General features: G+C 58.4%; 15 protein-coding genes. 3 read left to right on the top strand and 12 right to left on the bottom strand.

The window, feature by feature from the left end:
* The first annotated feature begins 31 nt into the window (after positions 1–31).
* Entirely contained in the window at positions 32–673 is a 642-nt protein-coding gene (locus tag BCM02_RS19185) for an FMN-dependent NADH-azoreductase (protein WP_148930736.1), read from the top strand.
* 128 nt (positions 674–801) lie between these two features.
* Here the strand turns inward: BCM02_RS19185 and BCM02_RS19180 are convergent, their stop codons facing one another.
* From BCM02_RS19180 to BCM02_RS19140, 9 genes are all read right to left on the bottom strand, one after another.
* Positions 802–4653 (bottom strand): polysaccharide lyase family 8 super-sandwich domain-containing protein, encoded by a 3852-nt coding sequence (locus BCM02_RS19180; RefSeq protein WP_187434309.1) that lies wholly within the window; start codon positions 4651–4653, stop codon positions 802–804.
* Positions 4654–4851: 198 nt separating this feature from the next.
* On the bottom strand, positions 4852–6006 hold the full coding sequence (locus BCM02_RS19175) for a glycoside hydrolase family 88 protein (RefSeq protein WP_148930734.1): 1155 nt from the start codon (positions 6004–6006) through the stop codon (positions 4852–4854).
* A gap of 7 nt (positions 6007–6013) precedes the next feature.
* Positions 6014–6835 carry a carbohydrate ABC transporter permease gene (locus tag BCM02_RS19170; protein WP_148930733.1) on the bottom strand — a complete coding sequence of 274 codons (822 nt, stop codon included), beginning with the start codon at positions 6833–6835 and terminating at the stop codon, positions 6014–6016.
* Complete coding sequence (locus BCM02_RS19165; protein ID WP_148930732.1) at positions 6820–7695, bottom strand: carbohydrate ABC transporter permease; 876 nt, start codon at positions 7693–7695, stop codon at positions 6820–6822. Before BCM02_RS19165 ends, BCM02_RS19170 begins: the two co-directional genes overlap by 16 nt.
* A gap of 93 nt (positions 7696–7788) precedes the next feature.
* Positions 7789–9102 (bottom strand): ABC transporter substrate-binding protein, encoded by a 1314-nt coding sequence (locus BCM02_RS19160; protein WP_148930731.1) that lies wholly within the window; start codon positions 9100–9102, stop codon positions 7789–7791.
* Positions 9103–9285: 183 nt separating this feature from the next.
* Positions 9286–10761, bottom strand: a complete 1476-nt coding sequence (locus tag BCM02_RS19155; protein WP_148930730.1) for a response regulator — start codon at positions 10759–10761, stop codon at positions 9286–9288.
* The gene (locus BCM02_RS19150) at positions 10758–12518 is read right to left on the bottom strand and encodes a sensor histidine kinase (protein WP_187434308.1); all 1761 of its coding nucleotides are present in this window, start codon (positions 12516–12518) and stop codon (positions 10758–10760) included. The genes BCM02_RS19155 and BCM02_RS19150 overlap by 4 nt, the downstream gene beginning before the upstream one ends.
* 241 nt (positions 12519–12759) lie before the next feature.
* Positions 12760–13026, bottom strand: a complete 267-nt coding sequence (locus tag BCM02_RS19145; protein ID WP_148930728.1) for a DUF7336 domain-containing protein — start codon at positions 13024–13026, stop codon at positions 12760–12762.
* A 35-nt stretch (positions 13027–13061) separates the two neighbouring features.
* Complete coding sequence (locus BCM02_RS19140) at positions 13062–13484, bottom strand: hypothetical protein (protein ID WP_148930727.1); 423 nt, start codon at positions 13482–13484, stop codon at positions 13062–13064.
* 231 nt (positions 13485–13715) lie between these two features.
* On the opposite strand from BCM02_RS19140, the gene BCM02_RS19135 reads away from it, so the two are divergent.
* Positions 13716–15110 (top strand): hypothetical protein, encoded by a 1395-nt coding sequence (locus tag BCM02_RS19135; protein ID WP_148930726.1) that lies wholly within the window; start codon positions 13716–13718, stop codon positions 15108–15110.
* Positions 15111–15172: 62 nt separating this feature from the next.
* Here BCM02_RS19135 and BCM02_RS19130 read toward each other — a convergent pair whose 3' ends face one another.
* Positions 15173–16567, bottom strand: a complete 1395-nt coding sequence (locus BCM02_RS19130; RefSeq protein ID WP_148930725.1) for a YebC/PmpR family DNA-binding transcriptional regulator — start codon at positions 16565–16567, stop codon at positions 15173–15175.
* Between the two features lie 243 nt (positions 16568–16810).
* Positions 16811–17395: a TetR/AcrR family transcriptional regulator gene (locus tag BCM02_RS19125; RefSeq protein ID WP_148930724.1), complete on the bottom strand. Its 585-nt coding sequence runs from the start codon at positions 17393–17395 to the stop codon at positions 16811–16813.
* A 172-nt stretch (positions 17396–17567) separates the two neighbouring features.
* Between BCM02_RS19125 and BCM02_RS19120 the strand changes: the two genes are divergently transcribed.
* Positions 17568–18800, top strand: a complete 1233-nt coding sequence (locus BCM02_RS19120) for an MFS transporter (RefSeq protein ID WP_148930723.1) — start codon at positions 17568–17570, stop codon at positions 18798–18800.
* A 54-nt stretch (positions 18801–18854) separates the two neighbouring features.
* Here the strand turns inward: BCM02_RS19120 and BCM02_RS19115 are convergent, their stop codons facing one another.
* Complete coding sequence (locus BCM02_RS19115; protein WP_148930722.1) at positions 18855–19412, bottom strand: CBO0543 family protein; 558 nt, start codon at positions 19410–19412, stop codon at positions 18855–18857.
* Positions 19413–19417 lie beyond the last annotated feature (5 nt).

Here is a 19417-nt window from a genome sequence, read left to right as displayed (position 1 = left end):
TCGACAAAATACAAAATGGAGGAACCAACCTATGAGTAAACTGCTTGTCATTAATGCACACCCGGATACGGAGTCCGCTTCATCTTACAGCCTAAATGTCTTAAGTTATTTCTTAACACTCTATAAACAGCAGCATGCTAGCGACGAGGTCATTGAACAAATAAATCTATACAATGATGTTATACCTATGATCGACCAAACTGTCCTCCGTGCTTGGGAAAAACAACGAAATGGCGAAGAGTTAACAATCAAAGAGCAAGAAGTAACTGGGCGCATGAATGAAGTCTTGCAACAATTCAAGCGTGCAACTAAATATGTAATTGCCTATCCATTGCATAACTTTAATATTCCATCAAAATTAAAAGATTATATAGACAATATTTTGATCGCCAATGAGACGTTTAAATATACCGAAAATGGATCGGCGGGGCTTCTTAAGGATGGGAGAAGCATGATTGTAATCCAAGGAAGCGGAGCAATATATACGAATAATGACTGGTATACCGAAGTTGAATACTCGCACAAGTACTTGAAGTCGTTGTTCAATTTTATTGGTATCGAGGATTATGAAATACTTCGGGTTCAAGGAACATCTATAATCGATAAAAATGAAGTCTTGCAAAAGGCATATTTGGAGGCAGAAGAAGCAGCTTCAAAACTTGCGGCAAAATGACCCAAAAGTTCGGTTTGAATTGGACGTTACTTCAACGCATAGTGAGCAGCGGCAGCCGAACCGGCTGCCGCTGCTCGCTTATCTGCATCCCGCAGCTAACACGAGATTAAGAGCGTTGCCTTCGAGCTCTACTTCGCCAATCGAACCTCGAACGTTCTGCCTTTCGCGCCGCCGACTTCGACGCTTAGCTTGATCCGCTCGCCGAGCTCCGTCACCGTTACGCCGGCATCCGCTTCGATCGCGTCGACCGCTCGCAGCGCGAGCTCGACGTCGATCGCGCCCTGAGCGAGCATGGACGGATCGGATACGGCGACGATGATCTCGCCTTCGGTCTCCCGGACCATGACGGCGGCCGGAAGCGACACCGTGATGCCGCCGGCGCTCGCGCCCGGCGCCCAGAACAGACCGCCCGATATACCTAACGCATGCTCCCGGATAACCTGCGCCTCCGCCGTATTCGCGATGACCTCGAAATCCGGATTTGCCGCGTACGCGTTCACTTGGTCATCGGCGCGGTTCGGCAGTATCGCATAGGCATAGGAAGCTCCGGCCGGATTGGCCCCGTGATCCATCCATAGGGTGACGTAATTGCGAGTGAGAGGCGTCCGGGACTGGCCGCCATTGATGTCGGACCAGCTGGCCGTCCTTGCTTCCCGTATCCCTTTGACGGACGCGCCGCCCGGGAAATAATAGCCGATGCCGGTGGATGGCGTCTTGCCGGACAGATAGGCGCTGGAGACGTCGGATCGTTCAGCCGTCCAGCCGAGGGCGGCGCTTTGCGCTTCGCCATTGATGGATAGCCCTTGATTCGCGTCGAACAGCTTGCGGTTCTCGACAATCGTCTCGATCGCGCGGTTGTCCGTGCTCGTAATGCCTGCGCCGAGCGCCACGATCTCGTTATCGAGCATGAACCATGCTTTCTTGGCGGTCAGCGTACTGCTCCACCCTTGCAGATCCATGCCGACCGCGGCGAATTGTCCGTCCAGCACCGCGCCTCCGACGCCGGGATTGCGCATGACCGCTTGGCCGTCGCCGTCTCCGCGCTGACGGGTATCGACGGTCGTGCCGGGCAGCCGGTACGCATCGACGGTCGGCCAGAAGCCGTCGTCGTATTGCGTCAAGTCGTCGTTATACAAGTACGTCATGCCTTCCGACGTATACCAACCCTTGCGGTTCTCGTCGTTCATATATTCGTAGTTGAGCGTCCGGCTCGAATACAGACTGAGACCGAACGAATACCCGGGTCGTTGCTGCACCGCTTTGTCCATGTTGGCGAACACTTTCGCCGTTACGGGTACAGTCGCCGGTGCCACGGATTCGTCGGCGAGTAGCTCCCTCGCCCGCTTCATTTTGTTCAAATCCTTCAATTGTCCCACATGATCCCGAGCAGTATCGGCCTCTATCCACGACTTCGCCTTGCCGAGCAATGTCGTTCTATCGCTCCCATCGGCGGATTGCGCCAGCAGGATCACGGCGTCGATGATGTCGTGTCCGACGGAACGGCCCGTATCGGCCGCGCGGGAAATTGCCCGTCCGCGCACTATCTCCATCATAGCGCCGCTGGTCATGAGCGGTTCGAAGGCGGTCTCGACCCATTTGTACACATTGCTCCGGTCCGGGTCCGTCACTTCCCAATCCGTGCCATGCAGGATGTGCAGTACCTCGCCGATCCCCGACAGCAGCACGTTGCCGTATGATCCCGTATAGGCGACGTTCGTATGCTGAATGAAAGAACCGTCCGCATAGAAGCCATCCCCGGACGTCACTTCGTCGAACACGGGACCGATCGCATTCCGTGCCGTTTCCAACAACGCCGCTTGCTCGGCGAGCGCGCCGGCGACGATGTACACCTTCACGTTATCGACCAAGTTCGCGCCGGTCGCGGGGAACGGGGAATTGACGCGAATTCGGTTCACCGACGGGTCGGGCAGGAAGTATTGAATCGCGGCAGTCGCCTTCCGGACATGCTGTTCGTCGGCGATACCATCCAGTAGGACCAGCAGGTTATTCAACGCTTGCGGGCCGCCGATCTCCCAGTTCCACCAGTTACCGTATTCGACCTGCCCTTCGAAATACTCCTGCTCCAGCATCCAGTCCAATCCATCCATGATCGCGTCGTATAACGCCGGCTCGCCCCGCACAGGAGAGCCTTCCATGACGAAAGCTTTCGCCATCGTCGTCAAATGGCGGAACGATGTCGTGATGCCGGCCGAGTCGTAGCTTTTGTCCGCTTCGGGCCAGAGGTAGCGACGCTCTTTTCCTTGAAGCATCTTGCTGCGCACGTACTGCGCTTGCTCCGCCATCCCGGCGACGATTCCGTTCATGAGCGGGTCCGTCTCGAGGTACGCCTGTTCGCCGAGCATATGGTCCCGCCACGATGCGCGCAGCGCGTCGAAGCGGTCCGTCTCTCCGGCGACCACTTGGACGGGAACGGTATCGCGCACGCTTCCGTCGGCCGTCCGTACCGTAATGACCGTTTGACCCAGCGCGATCCCTTCTATGAAGCCGCCGTCCACCGCCGCGATGGCCGGATTGGAGCTCTCCCAGACGAGGGCCGTCGGCGACGCGTCCGCAGGTCCGATGGTGACCGGGGCATAGACGGTTTTACCCTGCTGGACGTGGAGCTGATCCTCCCGAATCGTCAGCGAACCGATCGGCGTCCAGCGCGCGAAGGCGACGTCATCCGCCCATACCGTCCCTTTGCTATGCTCGAGGAACAGCTCGATACGCGCTTTGTCGGCCCCGGCCGGCGCGACCGCCGTTCGTTCGACGGACGCCCAATCCGTCGTACCGGTGAGCGCGGACGTATAGACCGCACCGACGCTGGTCCCGCCCTTGTAAAATTGAATGCGGATCCGCGCGCCTTGCTCCTGGTTGACGGCGCTCGTCTTCAAACGGGCCGTTAAGCGGTACGCCGCGCCTGCCTCGATACCGCCGATCTCCTGCACGATCGCCCCTCTGGCCGGCTTCGATGCCGAGATGCGGACGGCGCTGCTTCCCGTGACGGAAGCAGACGCATCGACCGCATACGATGGCGTGCCGTTCGCGGTCCATGTCGACCAGCCGGTCGCGCCGATGGATTGGCTCCAGCCGGTCATCGCGGACGTCGCTTCGAAGCTGCCGTTGCGCTCGAGACCGGTGACGGTAATGCTGGCGACGGCCTTTAGTTTGCCGTCCGGCGTCTCGGCGGCGACCTTCGTCGTACCGGGCGAGATTCCCCTCACCACGCCGGATGGTGTTACGGTGGCGATCCTCGGATCGTAGGCGGTCCAGATGAGCGATTGGCTGGATGCGTCCGCCGGTTCGATGACCGCTTGAAGCGCTCGCTCCTCGCCCTGCGCGACGGTTACGGCTGCATCCGCAAGCGTCACGGATTGCGCGGGCGTCCACGTCTCGAGCATGAAGTCGTCGTACCAGACCGTGCCGGTGCCGCTCTCGAGCATCGCCTGCACGGACATGTTGTCCGCGCCGGGCGGCGCCGTGAAGATGAATTCGACCCGCTGCCAATCCCGGGTGCTCTGCACGCCCATCGCATAGACGATCGAAAGCTGAGCGCTGCCCTGCTTGAACTGGACTCTCGCCCGCGCGCCCGAGTACGCCGTGACGGCGTCGGTCTTGATGCGATACGTCAGCCGGTACGTCTGCATCGCCTGGGCCTGCACCGTCTGGGTAATCGCGCCGCGGGAGACGACGGCGCCGCCGATGCTGACCGAAGCGGCGCCTTCCGCTTTGACGGCGGTATCCCATGCGAATTGAGGCTTGCCGCTCGCGGACCACGTGCTCCAACTCGTCGGCTTGAGCCCGCCCGGCCAAGCGCTCGACGCCTCGGTCGCTTCCAGTCCCGGGTTGGCGAGCAAATTGATGCCGGCCGCATGCGCGACCGGCGGTTCGGTACCTCGGGTAGTCAGACTTGCAAACGGCGAGATGATCGTTAAGCTCAGCAGGCAGGCCGCCGCGACAAAAGCGATTTTACTCCACATCGTCATCCATCTCCCTCGCTTATTTTAGAAGCGTGGTGAATAAACCGTGACCTCCGGTCGATATGGGCTTCCACTCGCTGTTGTAACCGGATTTCTTTGACTTCAAGTTGTATCTGAGGTTGATATCCGTTTACAAAGGCGACCGCTGACGCTGTTCCTTCTCCATATCGACACTCCGGCCACTTCTTCACCACGCTTCTAACGCTCGTACCAATAACCGGGAACCCCGCGCTCCAGACGCAGCAGCGCTTCCAGATAGTAATAATCGCCCCAGATCATGTAGCCGTCCGGCCCCAGGTCGCCGCGGACGTGATAGGAGCCGTGGTCGAGCAGCCCCTCCGCTTCTTCGCCGATCGTGGCGTAGCCGCGGATGAGGGCGTCCACCGCGCGGGCGGCCGCTTCACCATACCGCTGACGGTCTGCGTCTTCCTCCGGCAGATGCGCGATGATCTCGAGCAGCCCGCACAGCGCGATCGCGGAGGCGGAGCTGTCCCGGTTCGTCGTTGCCGTCACCGGGGCGTTGAAGTCCCAGTAGGCGACGCCGTCCTCCGGCAGATGCGCGAGGAAGTAATCCGCCATTCGTTTCGCCGTCGCCAACAATTCGCCCCGTCCGGTGTAGCGGTACGATAGCGCGAATCCGTAAATCCCCCACGCCTGACCTCTCGTCCACGTCGAACCATCGTGATAGCCTTGATGCGTCCCGCCGCCGATCGGCACGCCGGTCGTCTGGTCGAAGTAGAACGTATGGTAGGAAGAGTCGTCGCCCCGCACGAGATAGCGCCGCGACAGCTCCGCTTGCCGAACCGCCACCTCGCCATAGGCGGCATTGCCAGTCGTCTCGGAAGCCCAATACAGCAGCGGCAAATTCATAAGACAGTCGATAATGATCCGCCCGCCGTTCTTCGGATCGCCCTCCGGTCCCCACGCCTGGATGTACCCGGGCGCGCGCCATCTTTCCATCAGCAGATCCGCCGCTCGCAAGGCCAGCGCTCGATGCGCCTCGCTGCCTTCGATCACCCAGCCTGCGAACGCGGATGGGCCGTACAGGAAGCCGATATCGTGGTGATCCAGACAGACCCGCTCCGTCAGCCGGCGGTCGAAGTCTTCGATGTGCCGATTGGCCTGCTCGCGGAAGAAGTCGTCCCCCGTGTATTCGTAGCACAGCCACGCCAGCCCGGTATGGAACCCTTCGATCCAATCCTCGTTCGCGCCCCAGTCGTACCGCTTCTCGCTCGCGATATGCGGGAACGCCAATCCGCGTTGTTCGAGATTGCGGCGCACCTTCGCTACCGCATCCTCGATCGCGGCCTGTCGAGTAGTCGATTGCGCGTTCGTCGTATTCGTCGTGCTCATGTCTGCGTCATCCTTTCACCGCGCCTACGGAGAGGCCGGATATGAAATATTTTTGAGCGAAGAAGAAGACCGCGATGACGGGAATGAGCGACGACACCGCGCCCGCCATAATGAGATTGAACTGCGACGCGAACTCGCCGTTCAGCGAAGCAAGCCCGAGCGGAATCGTCTTCAGACGATCGTCGTTCAGGTAAATCAGCGGCGCCTGAAAGTCGTTCCACACCCAGGAGAAGCAGAAGATCGTCAACGTGGCGATCGCCGGCTTGGCCAACGGCAGGATGACCCGGGCGAAAATGCCGATCTCCCCGCAGCCGTCGATCCGGGCCGCCTCGGACAGCTCGCGGGAGATGGAGATGAAGAACTGCCGCATCAGGAACACGCCGTACGGGCTGAAGATCTCCAGGAAGACGAGCGCCCAGTGCGAATTGACGAGCCCGAGGTTTTTCATGATCAAATACTGCGGGATCATAATGACTTGGTACGGTATCATGTACGACACCAAGTAGACGAGAAACATCCGGTTGCGCCCCGGAAACTCCAGCCGGGCGAAGGCGTAGCCGGCCAGCGAGCACGTCAGCAGCTGCCCGGCCGTAATGATCAGCGCCAGCTTCACCGAATTCCAATAGTAGGTCGGCATCGGAATGGCGGTCCAGACGGCCTTGTAATTCTCCGGCGCGAACACGGACGGAATCCATTCGATCGGAAAATTGAACACGTGCTCCTCCAGCTTGAAGGAGGTCGACAGCATCCAGATGAACGGCAGCGTCATGACCAGCGCGATCGCGACCATGACGACATACAGCGCGGACCGACTCAATAGTTGACCCATTTCTTCTCCCCCCGGTATTGGACGAACGTGATCAAGAGCACGATCGCCAGCAGCACGATCGCTTCCGCCGACGCATAGCCGAATTTGTTGAACGCGAACGCCTGCTTGTAGATATCGTAGACGAGCACCGAGGTCGCCCGTCCGGGACCGCCGGCCGTCATGACGTAGATGAGGTCGAACGACTTGAACAGGTTGATGATGCACGTAATGACGACGAGGAACGTCACCGGCGACAGCAGCGGCAGCGTGACGCGCCAGAATCGGCGGACGACGCCCGCGCCGTCGATCTTCGCCGCCTCGTACAGTTCCTCCGGAATGCCCTGCAGACCAGCCAGGAACAGCACCATGTAATACCCCGCCATCTTCCATACCGTGACGATGATCAAGCTCGTCATCGCCCAGTCGGAGCTGGCCAGCCACATCGGCGGACTGTCCGTGAACAGCTTCAAGAACATGTTGATCGGGCCCTGCGTCGGGTGGAAGATCGCCTGCCAGATGACGGCGACCGCGATGAACGACGCGATATGCGGGAAGAAGTAGGCGGCACGGAACACCGTAATGCCGCGCGTCTTCCGGTTGACGAGCAGCGCCAGCGCGATGGAGGCGCAGATGACGAGCAGACAAGACAAGGCGGTGTACGTCAGCGTATTGACGAGCGAGATGTGGAAGCTCTCGTCCGTAAGCAGCCGCTTGTAGTTGTCGAGCCCCACCCACCGAATCGGATTGAAGCCGTCCCAATCGGTGAACCCGAGCAGGACCGCCATGACGGCGGGCGCGGCGATGAAGAGCAGGAAGCCCGCGACGTTGGGCAGCAAGAAGAGATACGCGGTTCTCGCCTGCGGATGGAATGCCCGTTTCATGAACGTATTTATAACCACCACTCCGATCTGTTAACTCGGTATAGAAGATGAATCTGCCCGCCATGCAGGTCAGATTCATCCTCTCGCGCCCCGTTAAGGCAATTCCTTGCTCCGTCTATCCGCGATCGACGCTATCGCTTCGTCCGGCGTAATCTCGCCGAGCAGCGCGCGGTTGCCTTCCTCGGTGACGATCGTCTCGAGCTCCGGCAGGCCGGCTTGCAGATTGCGCTCCGGCACCGGCGTCATGTTGAAGATCGGCGCCATGTCGATGCCTTCGCTGAAATTCGATTCGAATGCTTGCTTCACGCCGTCCGCCTTGGACGCCGGCGTCTGATACTTCGCCACGATCGTCTGTCCTTCGTCGCCGGAGATGAAGCTCAGCCACTTGAACGCCTCCTCCTTGTGCTTGGAGGTTGCGCTGACCGAGTGGACGACCGCGGTCGACATGCTCGTGCCTTTGGCGACGCCTTCCGGATGCGGCACGTACGTCATGCCCCAATCGAACGATAACTTGCCGTCCTTCTTGTCCTGCTCGAGCATGCCCGGGAACCACGTGCCCGTATTGACCATCGCGGTCTTGCCGGCCAGGAACACCGGACGGTAATGGGCGTTGGTCGCTTGGTTCTCCGCTACGGTCGGCTGCGCGCCGCTGTCCGTCAGTTCCTTCCGCAGCTCCAACCCCCGTAAGTAAGGCGCCAAATCTTCGTCGAACAGCGTCTTGCCCAGCTGCTGGCCGTAACCATACCACGTCTGCGACCAGTCTGGCATGAAGGAGCCCCACGTCTTGCCCTGCCCCTCGCCTTGGGTTAGCTGCTTGGCGAGCGCGACGTATGCCTCCCACGTCATGTCGTCCTTCGGATAAGCGACGCCGGCGGCATCGAACAGATTTTTGTTATAGAAGAGCGCCCACCCGTCGTTGCGGAAAGGCAGACCGTACAGCTTGCCGTCGATCTTCAGCGTATCGAACAGATGGCTGACGCCGTTCAATGCGTCGCCCGCGCCCGCCGCCTGATCGTCGAGCTGCACGACCCGGCCGATCGAGGCCAGGCGGTAATATTCCTTTAAATCCTTGAACGCGAACGCGTCCACGTCCGAGCTGCCCGTCAGCGTGATCGTCAGCTTCTCGCTGTACGTTTTGATGTCGCTCTTGACGAGTTCGACGTTCACGTCCGGATTGTGCGCCTCGAAGGCCGCGACCAGGTCGGCGTACATGCTCTCGGATGCGGTATCGCTCCAGTGCATGAATTTGATCGTCACCGGCTCCTTCGCCGCATTCCCGGTAGACGCCGCCTCCGTCTCCGCCGCATTGCCGCCGCTTGCCGCTTCTTCCTGCGCATTGCCGCCGCAGCCGCTCAGCAGCGTCCCCGTCAGGACGATACCCATTGCCCCCGCCAACCACTTCTTCATTCGCGCTTCCCCCCGATGATCTCCAAGTTAATATCGTGTAAAGGTTGTGCCTTAGCTTGAGTATAATCGCGCGCGCCGCCCGTCGTCGTTGGCCGTGGTTCGGGTCTATTGTGCGCGGCTTCAGTTCCTCGTCCGGCGCTTGTTCCGATCTTCAGATGCGCTGTCGCGATCCTCAGCTTGGGCTTACCCGCGATAGTCGGTTGGGGATTTGCCGGTCGCCTGCTTGAACTGCTTGGAGAAGTGGCTCAGGTTCACGAAGCCGACCTGCTCGGCGATTTCTTGAATGAGGAGGTCTTTGCGCAGCAGCAGCTCCTTGGCCCGGTTCATGCGCAGCTCGGTCAAGTAGCCCATCGGCGTCCGGCCGGTCTGCTCCTTGAACAAGGTGGCGAAATAGTTCGGATTGAGGAACGCCTCCTGCGCCAGCCGCTGCAGCGTGATTTTCTCGGCCATATGCCGCTCCATGCTGGCGATCGCGCCGGAGACCGCCTTGGAGAAATCGCCGATCGGCGCGCGGTCGGCGAAGGCGCGCAGGAAGCCGGCCGTCTCCTGGAGGAACTCGTCCTTCGTCCGGCACTTGACCAGCTGGCTGACCGTCTCGCCCCAGTTCATGCCCGATTGGTTCACCCGCTCCGGCCGCGAGCCGCGCACGAGCAGCATCGCCACCGCCTGCTTGAACGAACGGGGATGCACGCCTTGGCGGTCCGCCTCGTCGATCGCCTCGCCGAGATGCCGGAGGCATTCATCCGGCTTGCTTACGGCCAACAGCCGCGCCATTTCTTCGCTCATGCGCGGTTCGAGCGGGATTTGCCCCAGCTTGTAATGCCGCCGCTGCTCATAGCGCAGCCTCGTCTGCCAGCCCGTATAGAAGAAATCCGCGCACAGCTCTTCCGCCTGCCGGAACGCCTCCTCCCAGGCGGATGCGACAACCGAGCCGCTCAGGGCCAGCGCGCATTTGCAATACCCTTCCATCCACGCATGGATCGCCGCCGGCTCTTCAGCGCCTTCCCGCAGGATGGCATGCACCCGTCCGGACGCATCCACGAAAACCCGGTTGTCGCGGAGCGCGGCTTGCAGCGGGAAATCCGACCACTGGATCGTTCGGCCCCACGAGCCGATGTCCGGATCTTCGAGCTCCGTTATCGCCCAAACCCAGCCTGCATGCCCCTTCGCGTCCTGCTCTCGCCGGTTGGCTTTAAGGTAAGACAAAGGACTGAATTCAATGGCCGGCTTGCCGGTCTCCTCCGCGCTCTCCGCCTTCCCCGCGTCCGCGCCGTCCGTCTGACTTCCGAGCAGCTCGCGCAGTCTGCCGAGGCATTGCTCGATCTCGCCGGAGGAGAGGTGAACCTTGTCGAGGTACTCGAATACCCCGTGCCGGAAGCCTTGCTTGACGAGATTGAAATCGGTATGGCTGCTGAGCACGCAGATCGGCACCTTGGGCGACAACTCGCGAATATGCGCGATGAGCGTCATCCCATCCATGCCGGGCATGCGGATATCCGTGAATACGACGTCGGGCCGCAGCCGCTTGAACAGCTCGAGCGCGGCGTCGCCGTTGTCCGCCTCGCCCGCGATCTCGAACCCTTGCTCCTGCCACGGAATCATGCGCCGCAAGCCTTCCCGCACCAACCACTCGTCTTCCACCAGCATGACGCGAATCATGATGCCTTCTCCTCCATCCTTTTCGGTAGATTGATTTCCACGCGCGTCCCGCCGCCCGCCGCGCTGTCGAATTGAAGCCCGAACATGGGGCCGAAATACAGCCGGATCCGCTGGTCGATGTTCGTCAGCCCGATCCCGCCGAAGCCGTGCAGCGGGTCGCTCTCCTCTCGCCCTGCTTCGATACGACGCAGCGGGTTGACGTCCGTGCCTTTGCCGTTGTCCATCATGACGACGACGCAATGCTCGCCCGCCATGTACGCCTGCACCCAGATCATGAGCGGCGCATCGCCCTGCATGCCGTGATAGATGCTGTTCTCGACGATCGGCTGCAGCATGAACCGCGGGACCTCTTGCCGGAACAGCGTATCGGGGATGTCGATGATGACGTCGAACTTGTCCGGGTAGCGAATCCGCATAATGTTCACGTAATGCTCCAGCGCTTGGAGCTCCTCTTCCAGCGGCACGATCGGACGGCCATGATAGATGCGCGTGGACATGAAATACCCGAGGGAATCGACAAGTCGATGAATCTGGTCCGTTCTCCCCTGCAGCGCGAGCCCGTTAATGGAAGCGAGCGTGTTCTTCACGAAATGCGGCTGGATCTGCGACAGCAGCGCGTTGAATTCCATCTCCAGCTTCAACTTCTGCTCCTGCTGCATCTGGCGCTGCATCAGCTTGAGGTCGGTCGCCATCCGGTTGAACGTGTTCTGCAAAATCCCGATCTCGGGGTCGGCCTGCACGTCGAGCATGTCTTCCTTCCAGCGACCGTGGCCCAAGTCCTTCATCATCCGCACGAGCTGCAGGACGGGACGGATGATTCGCCCGATGAACACGTGTCCGAGCACGACGGAGACGATGGCGGCCGCGGCGCCCGCGAAGAGCAGTACTTTGCGCAGCGGGGCCAGCTCCGCGAGCAGCGCTTCGTAGGGCACGCCCTCCACGACGAACCAATCGTTGTCGAAGGCGCCCGCGATCAGGAGCATCCGCTCGCCGCCGCGTTCCTCGCTCGACCAATCGATCCGCGTCTCGCCCGGCTGCGGCGCAAGCCGAAGCGAAGCGTCCCGGAAGCCGGCGTCGAGCGAGGCGTCGGTCGCGTAGACCGCCGTTCCGGTCTTGGTATAGACGGCGTACGACTCGGCGATCTTGCCCGCGGTCCCGAACATCTCGTCCACGCTCGACGAGACGACGACTCGCCCGCCTTCCGCGCCGGTGCGCGGATCGATGTAGGTCGCGGCATACGACAGCATCGCGCCGCGATTGCCCTGCTCCGTGAAATCCGCGTGCGGCGCGGTCCAGCCGAACGGCTCTTCGGCGCCGGCGTCCAGGATGCCTCGGAACGCGTCGTTCCGCTGCAGCCGCTCGTACAACGGCTCCCCGTTCGAAATCCAGCTCGTGAATACTTTCGTATTCGATCCGTAAACGGTTACATCCGGCGGGGTCGCGAAGTTGTGCGTGTATTTGTTGACCAGTACGTTGAACGTCTGCCACTCGCGTATGTATTGCGTCAGGTTGGCCGCGGACGACTGCGGTGACAGCATGGCGCCGATCTGCTCGTCCAGCAGCAGCGCGTCCGCCAGCATTTGGAGCTGATAGAGGCGGTCGTCGGCCGCGGCGATGCTCTGCTGGAGCGCCTGCTGCCGAATTTGGCCCGCTTGGCTGATGATCGTCTTCTGCGCGAAATAATACCCCGCCCAGCCGATCAGCTGCATCGGCACGATGCCGACGACCAGCAGCACCAGAATAAATTTCGCCCGCAACGTAAGCCTCTTCGCGTATCGCATCCTCATTCCCATGCCGCTTTCGCCCCCATGTTCGCCCGGACGCCTGTTCAGGCGTCGCTATTGTGTTGGGACTAATTGTAATGAGATTTGGGAGATTCGGCTAGGCGTTTGTGGGGACAACCGACCAAGCAGGGGCAATAAAAAGAACCCGCATGGAGTTGTGTACTCGCATGCGGGTTAAGAGTCAGAGAGGTTGGGGCTGATTGAATTACTTCGTTTATTCTTCCTCTTCATGGTAAACCGTGACGAACCCCCCATCCCAATAGCCTCTGTCTAAAATGCAGGGACCAATGGTAAATCCATCGGGGTAATCCCGAAACCCCTCAAGTTTTTTGTATTCCTCTACAGCGGCTTCCGCTTTCTCCAGCGACGAGAATATCCCGATTATTTTCACCTCTATTTCCTCTTCTAAGTCATAGGCATGCTGAACAAGATATACAAGAGGTTGCTTTTCTTCATCATTTTTATAATCCAGGGGTATCATTCCTTTGATAGATTTTTTATTAGCATTGGTTGGTCTTAGGCTTCCGAATTGAAAGGAATTTTATTAACGCTAATGGATTTTATTGCCGAATTATCGTCGTCCCATCCTTCTAAAATAAAGTAGATCCCCTTGTACTGTTTCGAAAAAAAATTGCAGTCGTTATCGTCCTCAATTAATTCATACTCTAACAGGTCCCGATAGTCAGCTAAGATAGACCCGACTCCTACTTCGCCTAGCACTTTCCCCTTATACGTGCCATATGCAGTCAGCTGGATTAATGCGAGGTTCTCATCAAAGAATAAATCGATACCTTCTGATTCCACTATGGTGCAATCACCAGAGACTACGACTGTATATGCAAAATCAATTTTTCTTTTGATTGCATCGATATGTTCTCCCAGCAAAAAAATCCCCATTCGCTCCCAGGGAACTATTTCGCCAAACAGATGTTCATTCATAAGCAATCCCTCCAACTTTTCATGAATCCATCATACCACGATCTAGTTATCTGCTAACGTGATGGATATCGTTATCTCAGCCTCTATTTCTGCTGTTGTTATTACATTAAAGGCCGTTGCCTATCAAGCAAATCTTTTTCGATTGACAACCAATTTTGACCAATGATAGAATGCTAGCAACAAATTCCTACACTTTTAGTCGGAATAACACGCGTTCAGGAGGCATGTCCGATGGTCCATCCGTTCATTCGTTCGAAGAAAGCGCTCGCCACCGCTCTTTCGTTATCCCTGCTTGCCGCGCTACCCGCGCAAGCTCTGGCAGCCGAAGCCGCCGCTAAGCCAACCTCATCCACAGTAGTCGCTCCCTCTAGTCAGAAAGCCGCATTGACCGAGAATTATGCGCTGTTTCTGCAGGACAAGTTCGGCATCCAATTCGCTCCGAACCCGACGCGCGGCGGCTTCATCCTTGCCCTCGCAGCCGCCCTTGAACTAACGGCGAAGAGCGAAGCCGAAGCCGTCTCCACCGATGCAAGCCGCCTTGCTACGGCCATCGCCGCGCTTCAGAAGAACGGGATCATCAGCACGACGGACATTCAGGCCGATCAAGCGCTGACTTCCTTGCAAGCCGTATTTCTAGCCGTCAAAGCCGCGGAGCTGAAGGAGCTGGCCTACACATATCCGAGGGACAAAGCAGCCGCTTCGCTAAAGCGCGCCAAGCTAAACTTCGCCCAGTTCGGCTCTCTCACGGCTGCTCAAGAGGTCGCGGCCGCGATCGACACGGGACTCGTCGACCCTGCGTTTTATAACCAGCTCTCGCCGGGAACGAAGGCATCCGCCGCTTTCTCCGCGGCGCTGCTCGGCCGCGTGCTCGAAGCGAAAGGCTTGTATAAACACTACTTGGGCGAGACGTCCGATTTCGATATCTATGCGAAACTGACCGACGCGTACCGCACGTCCGACATCCTGGAAGGCGGCGAGCTCGAGGAGATCGCAAGCGGGGCCCTGGAGCAAGGGCTCGTGACGGGCTATAACCTGAAGGACAGCCGCTACGACGCGAATTTCGTGGATGCGCTGTCGCTCACGTACGGGCATTCCGATCTCAAACATGCGATTCAGCTGATCGGCCTGCTGCGCAGCGAAGGCCTCCATGCGAAGGTGCAGTTCGAACCGAAAACCTCGGCGTTCGTCCATCTCATCGAATGGGGCGAGCCGCAGCCGTCGGAGGATTACCAGTACGAGAAGCTCGATAACGGCAACTATATCGCCTCCGCGAAGGAATACGATATCGCCTTCGAATTCGATTCGGCCGCGGACAAAGAACGCTTCCAGCCGGTTATTTTAAAGTATGCGAAGAAGAACAGCGAGGATGTCCAAGGGCTGATCAGCGGCTCCTGGTGGCAGCCGCTCTATTACTCCAATACGAAGCTGGCCGACTACGACGTCATCACGAATAACAAGCTGCTAGGCGACGGTTATGTGTATGCCCAATCATTCTCGCTGAGCAAAGATTCCGCGGCCGTCATCGCCGGGTTCAAGAAGCTGAATCCAAACGCGAACGTCATCTCCTACGAATTCTGGGTCGACCATCCGTTCCATAACTATTTGACCGGCGATTCCCATCTGTAAGCGAAAAGGCATGTGCTCTGCCCCTCGGCAGAACACATGCCTTTTTAACGTTTCCCTCGAACTTAGTCGTTCCCCGCGGCATCGAGCATCTCGGTTACGCCGATCGGCGGCACGATTTCTTTGGCGGTCTCATGATAGGTATAGATGAATTCGTTCCTCATGCTCACAAACCCGTTGCCGTCATCGGATTCGATCTCCAACACCGCGGAAGCCGGCAGCATGGTAGCCGCATCGATCCGAAAGCGATGCTGCGCGGCAATGGTTGTGGAAGAGGGGCGGTGCTGAAGCGCGAGTTTGTCTATCTTGCTCGGATTATAGCGGATTTCAACGTGGATCACGTCTCCGGAAGCCGCCACGCGAACCTCTTCGGCAGCTTCTGCATTCGCATCGGAGAAATACGCGGTCAGATTGTCCGGCGCCCCGCCAACGCCATCGCTAACCGTCCATTCGCCCGCTAAATTGTTCGTGGAATATAGTTTATCTTGGACCGCGATCGTTTCTTGCTCCACGTCCATCCCGCCCGATTGAAAGGACGATTTGGCATGCAGGGCGAATTCGGGCTTAAGGTTGATATCGCCCTCCAGCATCATGGTCAACTCGTAATCGGAACCGGTCATGCTCATGGAACCTTGGTAGGCATAACGGTTCACTTGCCCGATGGCGTTCATGATCGTGCTGAAGAGGCCCCGCTCTTCGTCCGACAGGGTAAAAGGAGGTTCAATTGCTTCTTCCTCCTCGTCTTCCGCGTCCAAATCCACGTTATGATAGACCTGCAGGACGTCCTTCAGGTCTTCGAGGTCGCGGATCATGCGCGCGAACGGGGCCTTCGCATCGGCCGGAAGCGTGATATAGTCCTGCGGCTCCATCGTCTGCTCGACAACGGCGAATGCCGAGACGCCGGCGTTTCGCAGCGCCTGCTCCATGACCGCGAACGCCTCCGCGTTGCACAAGCTAACCACCGCATCCTCATCCTCAAGGATATAAAATGAATTGACTTGCTCTTCGATGTGAAGCTTGTACACATCTTCATAACTGAGGTCGGTCTGGCCGATCACGCCCATCGCATCGAACATGCACGCCGCGGATTCGCTCTCGCTCCAGCTTATGCCGTTCTGCTCGAAAACGTCGCGTACGCCGGCGATCGTGCGTTCCGCCTGATCTGTCAATGCCTCCACGATGATCATGGCGCCATCCGGCCCGAAGCCTTCGCAGCGAATTTCCTCGTAACGTTCCGTGCCGCTTCTCGCGTCTTCTATCGCGCGGTCTATCATGTCACGGGGCACCTGATAGGTTTGCGCGCGCGCAAGAACGCCTTTCAGAGAGCGGAAGGCATCCGAATCGGCATCCCCTCGTCTTGCAGCGGCTTGAATCTCGCGGCGGAATCGTTCATAGACGCGACGCGCGCCGGCCTCATCGGAGGCAATCCGATTGCGGATCTTGTTCCACTTATGGTCCATATGGCTTCCGCTCGCTTTCTAATTTTGTCTGCAGTTCACGTCGTTCATGTCCACATTCTACCATATTCAATTAACAACCGACTGGCGCTGACGTTAGGCCACAAGCCTTATTTTGAGAGAAGAAAAAAAACCAGATTCGCTCCCGCCGGAACGAATCTGGTTTGGCGGCCCGTCTTACGACGGCACCTCTTGGACATCTCGACGAACGGGCATGAACGAGAAACCTTCCGCCCCGACCCGTGGTTACCTCGTTCTCGCGCCTATTCCATCGAACACATGCTGGACCAGCTGCTCTACGTACGCATCATCGACCGGATCGCCGGATACCAGCAGCCGGTAGAAGATCGATCCGTAAATGAGATCCGTGATTAAAGCCACATCCACGCTTGCGGGCAGCTCCCCGCGCTGCATCCCCTTCTCCAGTATGCCGCGAAACTCCAGCCGGCGCGGTTGAATGTATCGGGTACGGAGCGCTTCCGCCAAGGAAGCGTCGATCTGGCCTTCCCCGATGATCTCCAGCAACACAACGCCTTCCCGGCTTCTCGTGAATCGGGCCGTGTTGGTCGCATGGGCCAGCACGTCGCCGCTGACCGAGCCCGTATCCGGCACGGGCAATCGCGCGGTCGCCGCGAATAGGAAGCCGTCCATAACGACCGCCGCCTTATTCGGCCACCATTTATAGATCGTCGCCTTGCTCACCTTGGCACGCTCGGCGATCTTCTCGACCGTAACCTCTCCAAAACCGCATTCGAGCAATAGATCGTAGGACGCGGTCAGAATCGCGTCGTGCGTGTCCATGTTGCGCGGCCGTCCTCTTTTGCCCTGCACAGCTCGTCCTCCCTGCAACTATTCCGTCTGCTTTTCATCTAAACGATACGTTTAGTATACGAAAGACAAGCGGCGAAAAAAAGCCTATTTACAAAACGATACGTTCAGTATATGATTTGGAACAAAAGAATTACTGAACACATCGTTCAATATATTGCGGAGGTGGAGTAGGATGCGAAACGAATCCGGAAATCAAGAACGTCGCATTTCAAAATGGATGGTGCTGATGCTGTCGGCCGCGTGCGGACTGATCGCTGCCAATTTGTATTACGCGCAAACGCTGGTAGGACCGATTCGCGATGCGATCGGCCTGTCTTCAACCGCTGCCGGGCTCATTGTGACCGTGACCCAGATCGGGTATGTCATCGGCTTGCTGTTCATCGTGCCGATCAGCGACATCGTGGAGAATCGGCGGCTCTCGGTCGCGATGCTGCTCATCGCTGCGCTTGCTCTCTTAACAACCGCTTTCGCGACCACGGCGCCATTGTTTCTGCTCGCGGCGCTCGTCATCGGGATCGGTTCGGTCGTTGCGCAAATTCTCGTCCCCCTCGCCGCCTCCTTGGCTTCGGAAGAGCAGCGCGGCCTCGTCGTCGGCAACGTCATGAGCGGCCTCTTGCTCGGCATCATGCTCGCACGGCCGGCCGCCAGCTTCGTCGCCGACTTATGGGGCTGGCGCGCCATCTTCGTGCTCTCCGCAATCGTCATCGCGCTATTAACCACGCTGCTCGCTTACGCGCTTCCATCGCGCAAGCCGCCGAAGGCCGTCCGCTACGGGCAGCTCATTCTATCCCTAGGCGCATTGTGGCGGCAGACGCCCGTGCTGCGCCGCCGCGCGTTGTATCAGGCATCCATGTTCGGGGCGTTCAGCTTGTTCTGGACCGTCGTTCCGCTGCATCTGGCCGACCGGTTCGGCATGTCCCAGCAAGGCATCGCCTGGTTCGCGCTCGTCGGCGTCGGCGGCGCGATCGCCGCGCCGATCGCGGGACGATTGGCCGACCGCGGCTGGAGCAAGGCGATGACGTGGAGCGCGATGGTCGTGGCCGTGCTGTCTTTTCTGGCGATTCATCTGTTCGACCGTCACTCTACGCCGGCGCTCGTCCTTCTCTTCGTCTCCGCTTTTACGCTCGACATGGCCGTATCCGGCAACCTGGTCGTCGGCCAGCGCGCGATATATACGTTAGGAAATGCAGCCCGAGGACGTCTAAACGGATTGTTTATGGCGGTGTTCTTCACGGGCGGAGCGATCGGATCGTCTGTCGGCGGGTGGTCATATGAACAAGGTGGCTGGGCGCTCGCTTCGTTAATCGGAACGGCGCTGCCGCTGATGGCGTTGGGGTATTATTTCACGGAGAGACGGATGGCGACGAACAACGAGACAGCCAAAGGAGTCTCTTCCGTCGGTTAACCGCCCCTGTACGAGGTTGGGTCGGCCCAGTATGAGGCGCTGCGGAGTGCATGCTCAACTTATCTTATCGAACTCATTTCTCTTCGACATATAATGCGCCGTCAGATAAAGAACAAACTGAATAGGAACGGAATAGGTGAATTTCCAATTCACGGGGTTATACACTAGGAGCCATTGAAAAAAGGGCTCGGCCACATAAGAAGTTAACAACGCAAAAACCGCCGCTTTAAGGTAAGGGCTCACGCTTGGTTTGAATTGAATGAGCCACATAATGGTAACGGGCATCAACGTAAAGTCCCAAGGCAAATAGGTAGGCACCACGGGAATTACGTTAAACCGGTAGTTCCAAAAGCCTAACTGATCGCCGACTAAATCTAAAGCAACCGCGATAATGGAAGCGAAAAATCCGACATAGAGCAATCGATCGGTGCTGCTTTTTTTTCGGTAGAAAATCCAAATTACCCAGGGGATAATCGACAAGGCTGCGCCCATCCACCATAGATTCGAGAATACAACCTGCTCCGACCATATTTCGATTTTCTTTTGAATGAGTTGATGAATCTGCTCCACATTCTCGTCAATTAATCGTGCCGTTTCCTTTTTATCACTCATGAGCG

This window comes from Paenibacillus methanolicus (assembly GCF_008124765.1).
In the GTDB taxonomy this organism is placed as follows: domain Bacteria; phylum Bacillota; class Bacilli; order Paenibacillales; family Paenibacillaceae; genus Paenibacillus_Z; species Paenibacillus_Z methanolicus.
This window is presented reverse-complemented; position numbering and strand designations above follow the sequence as displayed.

What these genes read in the sequence shown, in the direction of transcription:
- BCM02_RS19170 (WP_148930733.1), bottom strand. Translation starts at nt 6,835, where the DNA reads ATGGGTCAACTATTGAGTCGGTCCGCGCTGTATGTCGTCATGGTCGCG.
- BCM02_RS19160 (WP_148930731.1), bottom strand. Translation starts at nt 9,102, where the DNA reads ATGAAGAAGTGGTTGGCGGGGGCAATGGGTATCGTCCTGACGGGGACG.
- BCM02_RS19145 (WP_148930728.1), bottom strand. Translation starts at nt 13,026, where the DNA reads ATGATACCCCTGGATTATAAAAATGATGAAGAAAAGCAACCTCTTGTA.
- BCM02_RS19180 (WP_187434309.1), bottom strand. Translation starts at nt 4,653, where the DNA reads ATGTGGAGTAAAATCGCTTTTGTCGCGGCGGCCTGCCTGCTGAGCTTA.
- BCM02_RS19140 (WP_148930727.1), bottom strand. Translation starts at nt 13,484, where the DNA reads ATGAATGAACATCTGTTTGGCGAAATAGTTCCCTGGGAGCGAATGGGG.
- BCM02_RS19135 (WP_148930726.1), top strand. Translation starts at nt 13,716, where the DNA reads ATGGTCCATCCGTTCATTCGTTCGAAGAAAGCGCTCGCCACCGCTCTT.
- BCM02_RS19175 (WP_148930734.1), bottom strand. Translation starts at nt 6,006, where the DNA reads ATGAGCACGACGAATACGACGAACGCGCAATCGACTACTCGACAGGCC.
- BCM02_RS19115 (WP_148930722.1), bottom strand. Translation starts at nt 19,412, where the DNA reads ATGAGTGATAAAAAGGAAACGGCACGATTAATTGACGAGAATGTGGAG.
- BCM02_RS19130 (WP_148930725.1), bottom strand. Translation starts at nt 16,567, where the DNA reads ATGGACCATAAGTGGAACAAGATCCGCAATCGGATTGCCTCCGATGAG.
- BCM02_RS19165 (WP_148930732.1), bottom strand. Translation starts at nt 7,695, where the DNA reads ATGAAACGGGCATTCCATCCGCAGGCGAGAACCGCGTATCTCTTCTTG.
- BCM02_RS19155 (WP_148930730.1), bottom strand. Translation starts at nt 10,761, where the DNA reads ATGATTCGCGTCATGCTGGTGGAAGACGAGTGGTTGGTGCGGGAAGGC.
- BCM02_RS19185 (WP_148930736.1), top strand. Translation starts at nt 32, where the DNA reads ATGAGTAAACTGCTTGTCATTAATGCACACCCGGATACGGAGTCCGCT.
- BCM02_RS19120 (WP_148930723.1), top strand. Translation starts at nt 17,568, where the DNA reads ATGCGAAACGAATCCGGAAATCAAGAACGTCGCATTTCAAAATGGATG.